Raw genomic sequence first — 15904 nt, forward strand, 5'->3', positions numbered from 1 at the left:
GGACGACGGAGAGAGCACGCGGGCGGTCCGAACGGATCGCGTCGGGTGGTCCGAACGGATCATCCGGGAGCGACCCAGTCGGAGGACGTTGTCGACCCCCCCGACCCACCGATGCGCGCCCTCCTCCTCGCCCTGCTGGCCATCTCCGCCACCGCCCAGCCCGTCGCCTCCCTCCGCCTCGGCGCGCCGCTCCCCGAGGCGGACGTTTCTCCCGGTCTGAGGGCCACGGCCGGCACGCTCTTCGGCACGACCGGCGCGTTCGTCGGCGGCGGGTCGGCCGCGCTCGGCGTGGTGATGGTCGGGTTCGTCGCCGGCGACTGCAGCCCGTTCGGCTGTGCCGGCACCGTCCCGGATCTGACCGTCCCCCTCGTCGTCGCGTTCGCCTCGGGGGGCGCCCTCGGGAGCGCCGTCGCCGTCCACCTCATCGCGACCGACGCCGGGCGGCGGTACGGCACCCGGGCCGCCGACGTCGGATTCCGACGCGACGACTGGGCGCGCGCGCTGGCCGGCGCCCTCGTCGGGACCGTCCCGGAGCTGCTGGCCGTGGCGCTGATCGGCCCGAGCGAGGGCGGTGGCGAGTGGATCGCCGTCCCCATCGCGCAGGGGCTCGGTACGGGGCTCGCCCTGGCCCTCTAGCCCGCGGCCTCTCGGAGCAGGCCGAGTACGGCGTCGCGCTGCGCGAGGGTGAGGAGGAGCGCGAGGTCGTCGGGCCCGGCCCAGTCGAGGGCATGGCGTGTGCCGGCCGTCGGGTCGGCCTCGAAGGCGAGGGCCTCCTCGGGCACGCCGCGCTCGCGCAGGAGGTCGGCGAGGCGGGCCGGCGTCTCGCCCTCGGCGCGTCCGCGGAGGTAGCCGGGGATCTCCACGAGGACGTAGCGGTCGGCCCCGAGGCCGGCGAGGACGTCGCACATGGCCGCGAGGTCGGCGTCGGACCGGTCGCCGGCACTGCCGGTCATGACGAGGCGACGGCGGGCGGGGACGTGTTCCGCGAGGGACGCCAGCGCCTGGAGGCCGTGCGCGTTGTGGGCGTAGTCGACGAGGACCGTGGCGCCGCCGACGTCGAAGCGGTTGGCCCGGCCCGGGTTGTCGATGTCGTCGCTCCTGAACGACCGGAGGCCGGCCGCGATCGCGGCGTCGTCGAGGCCGAGCGCCTCGGCCAGCGCGGCGGCCGTGAGCGCGTTGCGGACGACGTGCCGGGCGGCCCCGCCGAGCGCGGCCGGGATGTCCGCGACGTCGCAGATGGGACGCCAGTCCACGTTGCCACGCAACGAGATCGCTCCGTCGACCACGGACGCTTGAAGCCGGCCCGGCGCCCCGGGATCGGGGGCGACCGCCGTCCACGCGATGCGCACGCCGCGTGCCTCGAGCGCCTCCCGGTGGCGGACGACGGCGGCCGTCGCCTCGGGCTCGTCGGCGGGCGCCACGAGCGTGCCCCTGGCCCCGAGGGCCTTCGCCACGACCAGCTTCGCCTCGGCGAGGGCGGGGACCGTCTCGACGCCGTAGTCGCCGAGGTGGTCGGCCGCGACGTTCGTGAGCGCCGCCGCCGTCACGAGCGGGACGGGCACCCCCCGCCGCAGCAGCCCCCCTCGCGCGGACTCGCAGACGGCCATGCTCACCCGCCCGTCTCGCATGACGGCGCGCGCGCCGAGCGGGCCCGAGAAGTCGCCGCGCTCGACGACCTCGTCGCCCACCGTCACGGCGTCCGTCGTCGAGAAGCCGACGGTGTGGCCGGCCGCGTGGCCCATCGCCGCCAAGAGCCGCACCGTCGTCGATTTGCCGTTGGTGCCCGTCACGAGCGCCGTCGGAATCGGGCCGACGGCGTCCCAGTCGACGGCGTCCGGGTCGGGGAGGGCGTCCGGGGCGAAGGTCTGCCCCCGCGCCCCGAGGCCGACGGTGAGGGCGTCGTCGTCCCAGACGAGCGGGACGCCGCGGCGCTCGGCGGCGGCGACGAGCGCCGCCAGCGGCGGGTCCGATTCCCTCCGGGCCTCCGCCTGAAGTCGGCCGACGGTCTCCCCGAGGTCGGGGGGCTCGCGGCCTTCGATCTCGGCGCGCGCGCGGGCCCACGCCGCCTCGTTCACCTCGGTCGCCGTGTAGAGGAGGTCGACGGGGGAGCCGAGGGCGAGCGAGAGTCCGCGGGGGAACGGGCGGACGACGAGCGGGGCGTCGGTCCAGCCCACGCCGTCGCAGAGGGCGCGGGCGTGCGTTCGCCAGCGTCGTTCGGCGTCGGGCCGAAGCGGCTCGGGCACGAGCACTTCGAGCGCGGCGCCGGGGCCGTCGAGGAGGAAGCCCGCGCCGGTCTGGCGTCGGCTGTCGATCGGGTCAGAAAGCACGGGACAGGGTGCGCGGTACGAGGTACGTCGGATGGGGCGGGGTCCGGGACCTCGTACCCGGTACCCCGTGCCCGCATCAGTCCGCCTCCTCGTCCGTCACGAGGTGGACGCCGCGGCGGTCGCGGACGAGGCGCTGGCCGCGGCTCACCTCGAACGCGGTGGGCTCGTCGCTGTCGTCCTCGTCGATCGGGCTCGTCACGCGGGGCGCGGGTGGGGCCGCCTCGGTGGGGCGGGGCGCAGGGGTCGCTTGCCCGTCGCCGGAGGCCGCGCCGAAGTGGATGATCTGGTCCCAGCACCGCTCTATGTGGTCTCCGAACACGACGACGAGGTCGCCCGGACCCGCTTGCCTGAGGGCGTGGAGGACGGCCGCCTCTTCCTCGGGGACCACGTCGATGGCGCCTTCGGCCACGCCCGCGTCGAGGAGGCAGCGGCGGAGCATCTCGGGGATCTCGGTCTCGCCGCGCCCCCGCAGCCGGTCGTCGCGCTTGCAGACGTAGTGGTCGAAGTGGCCGGCCGCCGCGCGCGCCATCGCGTCGACGTCCTCGTCGCGCCGGTCGCCGGGCGCCGCGAGGGCGAGGATCCGCCGGCCCTGCACGTCGAGCCGGTCCACCAGCGACGCCATCGCCTCGACGGCCGCCGGGTTGTGGGCGTAGTCGAGGATGACGCGGAAGGGGTGCCCGTCGAACACGTTGAGCCGGCCGGGCGCCTCGTAGAAGCTGGTCGAGAACGTCTGGAGGCCGTGGCGGATCTGGTCGAGCGTGAGCTCGACGGGCCCGTTGCCGAGCGCGTAGGCGATCCCCGCCGCGAACATCGCGTTCTGGACGTTGTGCGACGCTTTCCCGTCGATCGTCGCGGGGATGAGGTGGGTCCAGACGAGCGGGAGGTGCCGGCCGCCGTCGTGGATCGTGATCATCTCGCCCGCGATGCCGCGCTCCAGCACCACGGCCCGCCCGCCCTCGCGGACGTGCTCGCGGACGAGCGCGTGCTCGGCATTCATCGTCACGTAGCAGAGGTGCTCGGCGTCGGCGTGCTCGGCCATCGCCAGCACCCGCGGGTCGTCGGCGTTGAGGACGACGGTGTCGGTCGCGACCTCGATCGGGATCCGCTTGATCTCGGCGAGCTCGTCGAGCGTGTTGATCCGGCCCAGCCCGAGGTGGTCGGCCGAGACGTTGAGGCACGCGGCGACGTCGCAGCGGCGGACGCCGAGGCCGGCGCGGACGAGCCCGCCCCGGGCCACCTCCAGCACGGCCGCGTCGACCGACGGGTCGCGCAGGACGGTCCGCGCGCCGACGGGCCCTGTCATGTCGCCCTTCACCGAGAGCCGCCCGTCGACGAACACGCCGTCGGTGCTCGTCATGCCGGGCATGAACCCGGCCATCTGGAGGATGTGGGAGACCATCCGCGTCGTCGTCGTCTTCCCGTTCGTCCCGGTGACGATGGCGACGGGGATCCGCGACGGCGTGTTGGGCGGGAACAGCATGTCCATGACCGGCCCGGCCACGTCGCGCGGCGTCCCCTCGCTGGGCGCGACGTGCATCCGGAAGCCCGGCGCCGCGTTGACTTCGACGATGGCCCCGCCCACCTCGCGCCAGCTCTGGGTGATGTCGTCGGTCAAGAAGTCGACGCCGCCCACGTCGAGTCCGACGGCGCGGACGGCGCGCTCGGCCATGTCGCGGTTGTCGGGGTGGACCACGTCGGTCAGGTCGATGGCCGTGCCGCCCGTCGAGAGGTTGGCCGTCGAGCGGAGGTAGAACGTCTCGCCCTCCGGCAAGACCGTCTCGGCCGTGTAGCCGGCGCGCGCCAGGAGCCGCTCGGCCTGCGCGTCGAACTCCAGCCGGGTGAGCACCTTCTCGTGCCCCACGCCGCGCCGCGGGTCTTGGTTGACGATCTCGACCAGCTCCTCGATCGTGTGCTCGCCGTCGCCGACGACGTGCCCCGGCACGCGCTTGGCGACCGCCACGAGGTGCCCGTTCACGACGAGCATCCGGTGGTCGAAGCCCGAGACGAAGCTCTCGACGAGCACGGCCCGGCTCGTCCCGTGCTTCTGGGCGTGCTCGAAGCCGGTCTCGACCTGGTCGGGCTCCGTCAGCCGGATCGAGACGCCGCGCCCGTGGTTCGCGTTGAGCGGCTTCGTCACGACGGGATACCCGATCCGCCGCGCCGCGCGGACGGCGTCGGACGGCCCGTAGACGAGCTCCTGCTTGGGGACCGGCAGACCGAGCGACTCGAGGAGCGCCCGCGTGTCCTCCTTGTCGCTCGCGATCTCGACGGCGATGTGCTTCGTCTGGCCCGTGACCGTCGCCTGGATCCGCTGCTGGTAGGTCCCGTGGCCGAGCTGGACGAGCGAGTACTTGTTGAGCCGGATCCACGGGACGTCGCGCGCCTCGGCGGCGTCGATGATCGACTGGGTGCTCGGGCCGAACGCGAGCCGCTGGGCCCGCTTGATGAACGCGTCGCGCTCCTCCTCCCAGTCGTAGTCGGCCTCCTTCTCCTCGTCGATGAGGGCCTGGACGTCGTCCGGCAGGAGCCGGAGGATGATCCGCCGCGCGAGCTCCGAGGCCTCCAGGCCGACGTCCTTCTGCTGGTACTGGAAGACCATGTCGTACTCGCCCACGGCTCGGCCCGTCGAGCGCGTCTTGCCGAACGTCACGTCGTGGCCGGCGATGCCCTGGAGCTCGAGGGCGACGTGCTCCCAGACGTGGCCGAGCCAGGTCCCCTCGTCCTCGGTCATCCGCCGGATGAACCCACCGGGCTCGCGGTACGAGCACCCGTGCTCGTGGAGCCCGGGGAGCACCTCGCAGAGCCGGTCGACGAACCCGTCCAGCTTCTGCGTCGGGTAGTCCTCCAGCGGCCCGAGGTCGATGGTGTGGCGGATGACCGGGAAGTGGGCGTACTGGTTGGGACCGACGTAGACGTTGGTCGAGACGACGCGCATGGGCGGGCGGGGCGAGGGGAGGCCAAAGGTGCCCTACGCTCGCTTCCCGCGCAAGCTCCGTGCGGCCGACCGGTTCCGCCTCGGCGGCCCGCCGGTCGAGGCGGGCGGGCCCAACCCGAACGCCCCGCCCAGGCTAGACCCGGGCGGGGCGTGACGTGCCGGGAGTGTCCTGGCGCTCGTCAGGCCTGCCCTTCGCGTCCACGCATGCGGGGCGCGGGGGCCAGTCGGCGAGGTGCGGGCCGCGGCTGGGGGGAAGTCCGAACCGCCGCAAGCGGTGACGAGAAGGGAGGCCTCGAATCCTAGTCAAGACATGTGCCAAACCGGAGGCGCCCCTCGGGACACATCGGCGACCCGTTGGGAGGAGAAGGCGTCCGCCGTGCGCACGGCCTGCGGGTCCCGCGCACCGCGTGCGCACCCCCTAAAACGAGGCCCGAAGGCGGAGCCCGGTGCCCTCCTCGGCCGTTGTCACCGAGACGCGGCGGACGGGCTCCGGGCCGCCCGTCAGGAGCGCGTCGAGCATCGACGCCCCCCACACCACGGCCGCCCCGCGTACGAGCGCGCTGCTGAGCCGGTACCTCTGGTCGTACTCCTCGTAGAGCTGGGCGATGACCTCTTCACCGGTCGCCTCGAGGTAGGCGTCGCGGGCCTCGGCACGGCGGAGGTCGGCGACGACGGTGGCGGCGCCACCGGCGAGGGCGAAGACGAAGCCTTTCGCGCGGTCGCCCTTGTAGAACTGGCCCCAGCCGGGGAGGATCATGGACCGCAGCGCACCGGCCGTCCGGCGGTCCTCGATCAGGACGTAGCGGAGCTCCGGGGGAGCGGCGCTCGCGCCGTCGGTCGAGGTCGTCGCGCGGACCTCGTCGAAGAACTCGACGGTCTTGGGCGAGACGAGGACGGGGTCGAGCGAGAGCGTGGGGTCGATGGAGAGCGCGGCCTCGAACTGGCGGCGGGCCTCCACGGGCTCGTCCTTGGCGTGGAGGAGGATGCCGAGCGTCGAGTGGACCGTCACGAGTTGGTCCGGCGAGAGCGCGTCGAAGCGGGAGAGGGCCTCGCGGGCGCGGTCCTCGGCCGTCTCGTAGTCGAACCGCGCGACGGCGGCCTCCATCGCGACCAGGAGGTCGGCCGGGGTCGTGCCGGGCTGTGCGGCGGCCGACGCCGCCATCATCAGAGCGAGCAGGAACGCCCTCATCGCGCGACGGTGAGGGGAACGCTGACTGTGCCGTCGGGCCCGTCGAGGCGGACGACGTAGACGCCTGCAGGAACGCGGGCGCCCCAGGCCACGCGGGTGGGGCCCCCGCCCAGGTCGCCGTCGTGGAGCACGGCGACCTCGCGACCGAGCACGTCGAACACGGTCACACGGGCCGATCCAGGCCGACCGAGACGGAGTTCCAGCGTCGTGCCGGCCCGGCTCGGGTTGGGGCCGACGACGGCGATCGCCGGCGACGAGGCCGGGCCGTCCTCCGTCGGCACGTTGACGGGGAAGAGGGACAGCACGCGGACGGCGTCGAGCGCGCCCCCGAACGCGTCGGCGCCGCCGAGGACGTAGAGGGAGTCGCCGAGGACGGCGGCCACGGCGGCCTCGACGGGCTGAGGGAGCTGCGGCTGGGGCTCCCAGACCCGGTCGATCCCCGCGATGAGCTCGTAGACGTTGGCGGTGACGACGTCGTTGTCGTCGCGCCCGCCGACCACCCAGATCGTCTCGCCATCCGTCGTTGCGGCGACGCCGCCGCGGGGGAACGGGAGCGGGTCGAGCGCCCGCATGAGGCCGGTCTCCGGGTCGAACTCGGTGGCCCGGCGGAGCGGCCCGACGGCGCTGAACCCGCCGGCCGTGACGAGGAACCCGCCGCGCGCCACCATCCCGAAGCCCGCGCGCGGCGGGTCGAGGGTCCAGGGCGGCGTGAGCGCGGACCACGTGTCGCCGAACTTCTCGGCGCTCGCGAAGAGGACGCCGTCCGCTCCGGTCCCGCCCGTCACGTAGAGCGTGCCGTCGAGGACGGCCGCGCCCAGGCCCTCCCGGGGAGCCGGGAGGTCGGGGAGGGCCATCCACTCGTTCGCCGCCGGGTCGTAGGCCTCGACGCTGCTCAGCGGCTCGCCCTCAGGCCCCCGCCCTCCGACCACGACGATCCGCCCGCCGAGGACGGCCGAGGCGGCAAACGAGCGGGCCACGCGCAGCGGGGAGAGCGTCGTCCACCCCTCGTCCGGGTCGAATGCCTCGACGGTCGACAGGGCCTCGCCCGTCGTCGTCTGGCCGCCGATCACGACGATCCGCCCGTCGAGGACGACGCCAGTCGCGCCGGCGCGCGCCGTCGGCATGGGCGGCCCCTCGTCCCAGGTCTGGGCAGAGGCCGTGGCCACGAGGGCCAGGAGGAGGACGGGTGCGAACAAGGTGCGCATCGCGCAGGAGGATAGGCAGATCTGAGACGGATCGGACAAAGGGCGTACCGATCCGTCTAGTCCTCATCCATGCGCACGCGAATGGTCCGCCGCTCGCCCGCGGCCACGCGGATCGTCCGAACGATGGGGGCGGGGAACGCCGGGTTCGTGAACGTGAGGGTGTGGCTGCCGGGCGCGAGGATGAGCGGCCTGTCTTGCGGCGGGACCGTGTCCCACAGCTCGCCGTCGACCGTGACATCGGCCCAGGGGAAGACCTCGACGTCGATCCGGCCGACCCGCTCCCACAGGGACACCGAGGCGGCCGTCCGCTCGCCGGGCGCGATGCGAACGCGGACGGTCTGGGGCGGGAACTCGGGATTGACCAGCGTCAGCGCGTGCTCGCCGGCCGGGAGCGACACGGCCGAGACGGGCGTCGTCCCGAGGTCGCGGTCGCCGAGGCGGACGCGCGCCCACGGTTGGGCCGAGACGGTGAGCGTCCCCATCTGGGCCGGCGCGGGCACGTCCGGCTCGTCGGTCGACGCCACGGGCGGCGTCGGTTGGGACCTTGCGGGCGGATCGTCGTCGGGAAGCGTCGGGCTCGGCCGCGGACTCGGTGTCCGCGCAGGGTCGGCCGCGGGTGGAGCGTCGGGCACCGACGCGTCGTCGAGGGGCTCGTCGGCGGTCGAGAACTCGTCATCCGGTGTCACGAGCTCGCCGTCGGCCGAGAGGGGAGAGGGCGGCCCCGACTCGATCTCGACGGGGACGGGCGTCGGCTCCTCCGCGACCGCCGCGGGCTCACTGCCGGGACGGTTGAGCAGCACCACCGCGGCGACGAACGCGACGACGCCACTGACGGCCAGCGCCGCTGGCCAGCGCGGGCGCCGGCGGGACGAGCGCGCGGGCCGGCGCGACATGCCGACCGGCGCCGCCTCGGTGGGCTCGTCGGGGGAGTGGGCTGGAGGTGGGGCGGGAGCAGGGCGGGCGGGCGGCTCGTAGGCCGAGGGATCCGCGAGGAACGCCGCGAGGGCCTCGCCGTCGGGCGTGCCGAGCGCGTCGAGGGCCGCGGAGAGCCGGTCGGCGGCGTCGGCCGCGCTCGGCGGCCGGGCGGCCGGGTCCTTGGCGAGCAGCGCCGCCGCGACGCCCGTGAGCGCGTCCGGGACGCGCGGGTCGGCGGCGAGCGCGGCGGTGGGATCGTCGTGAAGGACCGCGTCGAGCGTGTCGGAGGCGCCGTCGCCCGCAAACGGCGCGCGGCCGCTGAGCGCGTGGACGAGGACGGCCCCGAGCGAGAACAGGTCGGACCGCGCGTCGGCCGTCTCGCCGCGGACGATCTCCGGCGCGAGCGTCCCGAGCGTCCCCCGGACCTCGTCGTCCCGGGCGTCGGCGAGCGAGGCGAGCCCGAAGTCGGTCAGCTTGACCGCCCCCTCGGTGCCGACCATCACGTTCCGCGCCGAGACGTCGCGGTGAAGCACGCCGGCCGCGTGGACGGCGTCCAGCCCGAGCGCCGCCTCCCGCGCCACGAGCGCCGCCAACTCGGGCGGCAGCGCGCCGCAGCGGGCGACGACGCCGGCGAGGTCCTCGCCCTCGACCCACTCGGCCACGAGCTGGTCGTCGCCGGCGTGGAGCACGCGGACGACGTTGGGGTGGTCCACCTCGGCCGCGAGGCGGGCCTCCTCGGCGAACCGCGCCCGCCGCTCGGGGTCAGCCGCGTGGAGCCGCTTGAGGAGCACCATCGACCCGGACGCCTTGTCGAACGCCTTGTACACGGTCGCCACCGGACCGCGGGCGATCTCGGCGAACGGGCGGACGTCGGGGGCGTCGGTGACGATGGCAGGGGGGGCGGGGCGACCGAAACGTACGCGTGCGCGCACTGGTGCCGGCACTCCGGGGATCGGCTTCGTCGACGCTCCGCCCGAGGCGGGCCGGGCTAGGCGTCCTCCTCGCCGGCGTCGTCGGCCGCCCACTCTTTGAGGCGGTACTGGATCCACCGGCGCGAGACGCCGAGCGTCCGGGCCGTCGCCGAGACGTTGCCGTCCTGGGCCTCCAGCGTCTGCTCGACCGCGAGGCGCTCGATCTCCTTCATCGTGAGGCCGGGCGCGAGGTCGACCACGTCCTCCGAGGCCGCTTCGGGCAGGCGGAGATCGTCCACCCCGACACGTGCGCCGCGGGCAAGGACGACGGCCCGCTCGACGGTCCCCTCGAGCTCGCGCACGTTGCCGGGCCAGCGGTACCGCCGGAGCGTGTCGAGCGCCTCCTGCGTGAACCCCTCGACCCGCTCGCGCGGCCCGACGGCGTACCGGTCGAGGAAGTGCGTCGCCAAGAGCGGGATGTCGGCGCGGCGCTGGCGGAGCGGCGGCGTCTCGATTCGGATCGTGTTGAGCCGGTACATCAGGTCCTCCCGGAAGTCGCCGTCCTCGACGAGGTCGACGAGCGGCCGGTTCGTCGCCGAGACCACGCGGACGTCGACGCGCCGCGTGGCCGTGTCGCCGACGCGCCGGACTTCTCCCGTCTGCAACACCCGGAGCAGCGCCGTCTGGAGCTTCGGGCTGAGGTCGCCGACCTCGTCGAGGAACACGGTCCCGCCGTCGGCGGCCTCGAAAAGCCCCTTCTTGTCGGTCGCGGCGCCCGTGAACGCGCCCTTCTTGTGGCCGAACAGCTCCGACTCCAGCAGCTCGTCCGGGAGCGAGCCGCAGAACAGGGCCACGAATGGCTGCTCGGCGCGCGGCCCCTCGTAGTGGAGCGCGCGGGCGACGAGCTCCTTGCCCGTCCCTGTCTCGCCCTCGATGAGCACCGTCGCGTCGGTGTCGATCACCCGGCGGAGCGTCTCGTAGAGCGCCTCCATCGCAGGGCTTGTCCCGACGATCTCGTCGAACCCGTGGCGCTCGCGGGCCTCCGCGAGCAGGCGGCGGTTCTCCTCGCGGAGCGCGGCCTCGCGGCGGGCGCCCTCGATGGCGATGGCGGCCTGGTCGGCCACGGCGCGGAGGAACGGGAGGTGCTCGCGGGTGAATCGCCCCCGTGTCTTGACCGCGTCGAGGTAGATGGCGCCGATCTGCCGCGCGCGGAGGCGGAGCGGGACGCACGCGATCGACTGGATGTGCTGGAGCACGACGCTCTCGACCCCACCGTACCGCTCGTCCTCCTCGGCCTGGTAGACGAGGACCGGCTCGCCCGTCCGCAGGACCTCCTGCACCACGCTCGTCGAGAGCGGGCGGACGCCGGCGAGCTCCTCGCCCGAGAAGTTCCGGCTGGCGCGGACCTCGAAGGGCGCGTCGCCGCCATCCGTCTCGAGGAGGACGAACCCGCGCTCGGCGCCGAGCGCGTCGAGCGCCGCGTCGAGCACGGCGTCGAGCACGGCGGCCGGGTCGCGCGCCGAGTTCAGCGCGGCGGCGATCTCAGAGAGCGCCGCGAGGGCGCTCCGAGCGTCCTGAGGGGCCTCCGTGGCCACTACAGGACGACGCTGAAGCCGGCCTCCTTCGACCGGCTCCGGTTGCCGGCCGCGTCGACGATCCAGACCGTCCAGTAGTAGTTGCCCTCGCCGAGCGTCCGCGTCACGTCGTAGCTCGTGACCGAGGCGTCGATCCCCGACTCGCTCTCGAGGAGGCGCGGGATGCCGGCCCCGTCGACCTGGTAGAGGTCGACGCGGTACGTGAACGTGAACGGGATCTGGGCCGGGCGCCACACGAGCGTGGGCGACGGGTCGGAGATGGTCTCCGTCCCCTGGGGCGAGGCCGTGAGCGGCGTCTGCTCGACGACGCGGACGAGCGTCATCGGTGCCCCGGTGCCGACGTTGCCGTTCACGTCCGTGACCTCGATGCGGAGCGGGCGGCCGAGGAACGCCTGGACCTGGCCGCCGGGCAGCTGCGCGGCGTCGAACTTGCCCTCGTAATGCCCTGGGGCCACCTGCGTGAGCGCGATGCGGAAGCCGATGTCGTCGACGACGAGCTCGACGCCGTTCACGTCCGTCGCGCGGTCCCTGTCGGTCACGATGGCCTCGACCTCGAGCTGGAACAGGGACGACTCCTGGACCCACTGCTCGATGTGGACCGTCCGGGCGTTCTGAGTCAGGATCACCGGGAGCGCGTCGAGACGGAAGTCGACCCTCGCCGTCTGGCCGGCGCGCACCGAGACCGTGTCCGTCTCGGTGCGGAGCCCCTCCCCCTCAGCCATGACCACGTACTCCCCCTTCGGGACGCGGTCGATCATGAACTCGCCCATCGCGTTGCTCGCCGTCATTCGCTCGATCCCCCCCCCGCCGAGGGGACGGACGCGCACGCTAACGCCCTCCCGCGCGGGCGTCGATGGGTAGATCCCCCCCACGGAGCCAAGAACCGCGCCCTCGTCCTCGTAGCGCTCGGACTCCGGGTCGAACGGATTGTCGTGCGGCGCCGAGTCCATGCAGCCGGCGAGGGCCAGGATCAGCAGGAGGGCGGTCGGGTAGCGAAGCACGGATGCGACGTCGGGGGGTGTCGAAGATAGGTGCGAGTGGGCCCGCCTCGGCGCCGGGGTGGGCGGGACCGTGGGTGTGGCGTCAACGTCTTCGAGGACGTGAGCGTACCGCGGAGGTGTCGAGCCTCTGCGAAGCCCGTCGACGGGCGGCGACGCACGCTCGGTGCGCGGGGGTGCGCACCGACTGCGCGGGGCCCGAACACGGAGCGCCCCGCCGGGCCGAGGCCGGGCGGGGCGCTGGGGGGACGACTGGGGCGTCGCGACCGGGGCGCTCGTCGGTCAGCTCCGCGTGCGGGACCGCTCGGGGCGGGCGGCCAAGAGTAGGAGCGCGAGGAGAGCCGCCGGCACCGCGAGTTGAAGCGCAAGAACCATGACGTGCGGCGGCTGGTGAACGGGGACAGGGGGACATTCGTAAAGACGCCCTTCGAGTTGCGGAGCGTCGACGAAACCGCCCCATCTGTCGGAGGCATCTGTCGAACGGGCCGACTGGAGCAGTCAATCGCTTCGGGTAACCGCAACAATGGTGCCGCCGGTAACCTCCGCTCCCCCCTTCACCGCCCCCTCATGCCCCGACACGTCACCGCCCCCACCCGCATCCCCGTTCCCGGCGACAAGACCATCAAGGAACACGTCGGCCGGGTGAACACCGGGACCTCGAGCCTCTCGGTCGCCCACATGATCGCGCCGCCGGGATGGCAAGAGCCGGCCCAAGCGCCTGCGTTCGACGAGGTCACGATCGTCGTCCGCGGGACGATGCGCGTCGAGTACGACGGTGGCCACCTGGATGTCGAGGCGGGCGAGACGGTCCTCTGCGAGGCGGGCGAGCGGATCCGGTATCTGAATCCGTCGGAGGCGGACGAGTGCGAGTACTGGGCCATCTGCACCCCCGCCTTCTCGCCGGACGCCGTACACCGCGAGGCGTAGGACGCGACCGACGGGGAGGTCCGTCGGGCACTCGCCACCGTGGGCCCGCGTTCGGCCGGAGATGTCCACAGACTTCTACGCCCGCCTCCTCCCTGTCGATCGCTTCGAGCAACTCGTCGAAGACGCGGCATACACCCCGCTCCCCGCTGACTGGTCCGTCGTGCTGACCGACGTCGTCGGGTCGACCGAGGCCGTCCGGGCCGGCCGCTACCGCGAGGTCAACTACGTCGGGGCGGCGTCGATCGCGGCCGTCCTCAACGCTGCCGGCCGGGCCGACCTCCCGTTCGTGTTCGGCGGCGACGGCGCGACGCTCGTGGTCCCGCCCGAGCACGTCGGCGCCGGGCTCGCCGCGCTGGCCGCCCTCCAGGAGCACGCCCGCGACCGCCTCAACCTTGGTCTCCGCGTCGGGACGGTGCCCCTCCACGCGGTCCGCGCAGCGGGGCACGAGGTGGCCGTCGCCCGGTACCAAGCGTCGGAGAACTACGCGCAGGCGCTCTTCCGCGGGACCGGCCTGGGGTGGGCGGAGGACCAGGTCAAGGACCCCTCGACGTCCGATCGGTGGGCGAGCCGGGCCTCGCCGCGGGAGAGCGACGGGGACCCGTACGAGGGGCTCGAGTGCCGGTGGCAGGACGTCAAGAGCCCGCGAGGCGAGACCGTCTCCCTCCTCATCGAGGCCGTCAGCGATGACCGTGACGTGACGTACCGCGAGGTGCTCGGCCTCATCGGCGAGGTCTACGGCGCCGACTCGGCGCACCCCGTCGCGCTCGACCGGCTCCGGCTGGCGACGACACCGGCCAAGTTCGGCCCCGAGGTCCGCCTTCGGCACCCCGACCGGCCGCTCCGCCGGCGCGCGACGCTGTGGGCGCTCAACGTGATCGGCCGCGTCCTCATTCGGTTCGGCATCGAGACGTCCGAGACCGACTGGGAGCGGTATCCCAAGCTGTTCCGCGCCTCGACCGACTACCGCAAGTTCGATGGCGTCCTGCGGATGGTTCTTGCGGGCGGGCCCGAGGAGCGAGCGCGGCTCGAGGCCGCTCTCGACCGACTGTACGAGGAAGGCCGGCTGGCGTACGGCCTCCACGTCTCCGACCGCGCCGTCCTCACGTGCCTCGTCTACCGGCGGATGGGCCAGCAGGTCCACTTCGTGGATGGGGCCGGCGGCGGCTACACGAGCGCGGCCGTCGGCTTCAAGCGCCGCCGCAAGGCGCTCGCCGGCTGACCGCCTCCACCTCGGCGCCGAGGCGGGCGGGGCCGGCCCGCGCTTGATGTCGCGCCCGTGGGGGCCGATACCCCTCGCGCGCCCACTCGACCCCCGATGGTCCTCACAGAGACCACCCCGCTCGGCCGGCCAGCCGAGTCGCCCGAGACGACCCTCGCCCGGCTCCGCCGCCTCCTCGACGTCAGCGTCGCGCTCAACGCCTACGGCGACACGTCCCGGCTGCTCGACTACATCGCCCAGACGACGACCGACGTCCTCGACTGCGAGGCCGCCTCGATCCTCCTGTTCGACGAGGTCACGGGTGCGCTCCGGTTCGAGGCCGCGACGGGGGTCGCCGGGTCGACGCTCGTCGGAACCGAGGTCCCGCTTCTCGGCAGCTTGGCCGGCACGACGTTCCGAGAGAACCGGATCCTCTACGCCGCCGACACCGACGCCGATGCCCGCCACCACAAGGCGACCGACCGGCGCACCGGCTTCGCCACGCGCTCGCTGGTCGGCGTCCCGATGCGGATCGACGGGAGTCCCGTCGGCGTGCTCCAGGCGCTGAATCCCCGCCGCGAGGCGTTCGACCGGGCCGACGCCGAGGCCCTCCTCATCGTCGCGTCTCAGGCGGCCGTCGCGATCCGGAACGCGCGCCACGAGGCGGCGCTCCGCCGGGCCCACGACCGGCTTTCCGAGCTCGACCGGCTCAAGACCGACTTCATGGCCATCGCCTCCCACGAGCTCCGGACGCCGATCACGGCGGTCCAGGGCTTCGGGGCGATCCTCGCCGAGGAGGTCCGCGGCGACCTCCACGGGTTCGCCGCCGCCGTCGTCAAGGCCGGCGACCGGATGATGGACGTCGTCGAGACCATCGACGTGATGGCCGAGCTCCGCGCGAGGACGGGCGTCCACCCCGGCGCGCTGACGTCCCTGGCGGGCGTCCTGCGGGACGCCGCCGCCGAGTGGGCGCCGCACGCCGAGATCGCCCTCCCGCCCGGACCGCTCCTCGTGGAGGGCGACGGCCGCCGACTCCGGCTCGCGTTCCGCAACCTCCTCCGCAACGCCGTGCAGTTCTCGGCCCCCGACGGCCCCGTCCGCCTCGGCGCCGAGGTGGCCCACGCCGAGGTCCGTGTCGCCGTCGCCGACGAGGGGCGTGGCCTTGACACCCGCGACCTCGAGCGGGTCTTCGAGGCGTACGTCCAGGTCTCGGACCCCGACCACCGCGACCACGAGGGGCTCGGCGTCGGGCTGACGGTCGCCCGCGCGGTCGTGCTCCAGCACGGGGGGCGGCTCTGGGCGGAGAGCCCAGGGCCCGGCCGCGGCGCCACGTTCCACGCCCGGCTCCCGCTGGCCGCCGCCTAGTTCGGGCTCTCGCGGGGAGTCTCGCAGGCAGAAAAGGGGGGGCGCCTGCGTGCAACGTTGGACAGGCACGGCAAACTCGCCCTGCCGTGCACGGAATCGGAGCGGGTCGAAGACGGCGAGGGAAGGGCGTCGGGAGGAACGGACGCCCACGTCATCGACGCTCTCGGTCTCTCGCGACGGAATCCCAACGACCCCGACGCGGTCCTCCGGTGGGTCGACGGCGCCGCGCCCTCGACCCCTCGGCCACATCGCTGGCTCGCTGGGGGATCGTCCACCACCGCGGTCAGCTGTGGGCCGAGTGCCCCGGCCTCGGGAAGGGGACGACGTTCCACCTGTCGC

Annotated in this window: 12 protein-coding genes; 5 read left to right on the plus strand and 7 right to left on the minus strand. The window is 73.9% G+C overall.

The window, feature by feature from the left end; all coding sequences use genetic code 11:
- Nucleotides 1–111 precede the first annotated feature (111 nt).
- Nucleotides 112–636, plus strand: coding sequence for a hypothetical protein (locus BSZ37_RS09735; protein ID WP_095510368.1), 525 nt, complete (start codon nucleotides 112–114; stop codon nucleotides 634–636).
- Here BSZ37_RS09735 and BSZ37_RS09740 read toward each other — a convergent pair.
- Both BSZ37_RS09740 and cphA read right to left on the minus strand, forming a co-directional pair.
- Entirely contained in the window at nucleotides 633–2327 is a 1695-nt protein-coding gene (locus tag BSZ37_RS09740; protein WP_095510369.1) for a glutamate ligase domain-containing protein, read from the minus strand. The two genes, BSZ37_RS09735 and BSZ37_RS09740, sit on opposite strands and share 4 nt — an antisense overlap.
- Nucleotides 2328–2403: 76 nt before the next feature.
- A complete protein-coding gene (cphA, locus tag BSZ37_RS09745; protein WP_095510370.1) occupies nucleotides 2404–5262 on the minus strand; it encodes a cyanophycin synthetase in 2859 nt (952 codons plus the stop codon).
- Between the two features lie 28 nt (nucleotides 5263–5290).
- Here cphA and BSZ37_RS22645 point away from each other — a divergent pair, with 28 nt between their 5' ends.
- Entirely contained in the window at nucleotides 5291–5416 is a 126-nt protein-coding gene (locus tag BSZ37_RS22645; protein WP_281253022.1) for a hypothetical protein, read from the plus strand.
- 264 nt (nucleotides 5417–5680) lie between these two features.
- Here BSZ37_RS22645 and BSZ37_RS09750 read toward each other — a convergent pair whose 3' ends face one another.
- The 5 genes from BSZ37_RS09750 to BSZ37_RS09770 are packed head-to-tail and all read right to left on the minus strand — an operon-like array spanning nucleotide 5681 to nucleotide 12078.
- On the minus strand, nucleotides 5681–6451 hold the full coding sequence (locus BSZ37_RS09750; protein WP_095510371.1) for a DUF5683 domain-containing protein: 771 nt from the start codon (nucleotides 6449–6451) through the stop codon (nucleotides 5681–5683).
- The gene (locus tag BSZ37_RS09755) at nucleotides 6448–7656 is read right to left on the minus strand and encodes a T9SS C-terminal target domain-containing protein (RefSeq protein ID WP_095510372.1); all 1209 of its coding nucleotides are present in this window, start codon (nucleotides 7654–7656) and stop codon (nucleotides 6448–6450) included. The genes BSZ37_RS09750 and BSZ37_RS09755 overlap by 4 nt, the downstream gene beginning before the upstream one ends.
- Before the next feature lie 56 nt (nucleotides 7657–7712).
- Nucleotides 7713–9503 (minus strand): serine/threonine-protein kinase, encoded by a 1791-nt coding sequence (locus tag BSZ37_RS09760; protein ID WP_179299556.1) that lies wholly within the window; start codon nucleotides 9501–9503, stop codon nucleotides 7713–7715.
- A 56-nt stretch (nucleotides 9504–9559) separates the two neighbouring features.
- On the minus strand, nucleotides 9560–11077 hold the full coding sequence (locus BSZ37_RS09765) for a sigma-54 interaction domain-containing protein (protein WP_095510374.1): 1518 nt from the start codon (nucleotides 11075–11077) through the stop codon (nucleotides 9560–9562).
- Entirely contained in the window at nucleotides 11077–12078 is a 1002-nt protein-coding gene (locus tag BSZ37_RS09770) for a carboxypeptidase-like regulatory domain-containing protein (protein WP_095510375.1), read from the minus strand. Before BSZ37_RS09770 ends, BSZ37_RS09765 begins: the two co-directional genes overlap by 1 nt.
- A gap of 564 nt (nucleotides 12079–12642) precedes the next feature.
- Here BSZ37_RS09770 and BSZ37_RS09775 point away from each other — a divergent pair.
- The 3 genes from BSZ37_RS09775 to BSZ37_RS09785 all read left to right on the plus strand — a co-directional run bounded on the left by BSZ37_RS09775 (nucleotide 12643) and on the right by BSZ37_RS09785 (nucleotide 15565).
- Nucleotides 12643–13002: a cupin domain-containing protein gene (locus BSZ37_RS09775; RefSeq protein ID WP_095510376.1), complete on the plus strand. Its 360-nt coding sequence runs from the start codon at nucleotides 12643–12645 to the stop codon at nucleotides 13000–13002.
- A gap of 61 nt (nucleotides 13003–13063) precedes the next feature.
- Nucleotides 13064–14221 carry a DUF3095 domain-containing protein gene (locus BSZ37_RS09780; RefSeq protein ID WP_095510377.1) on the plus strand — a complete coding sequence of 386 codons (1158 nt, stop codon included), beginning with the start codon at nucleotides 13064–13066 and terminating at the stop codon, nucleotides 14219–14221.
- A 96-nt stretch (nucleotides 14222–14317) separates the two neighbouring features.
- Nucleotides 14318–15565, plus strand: a complete 1248-nt coding sequence (locus tag BSZ37_RS09785) for a GAF domain-containing sensor histidine kinase (protein ID WP_095510378.1) — start codon at nucleotides 14318–14320, stop codon at nucleotides 15563–15565.
- The last annotated feature ends 339 nt before the right edge of the window (nucleotides 15566–15904 follow it).

Origin of the sequence: Rubrivirga marina (genome assembly GCF_002283365.1) — a bacterium.
Lineage (GTDB): Bacteria > Bacteroidota > Rhodothermia > Rhodothermales > Rubricoccaceae > Rubrivirga > Rubrivirga marina.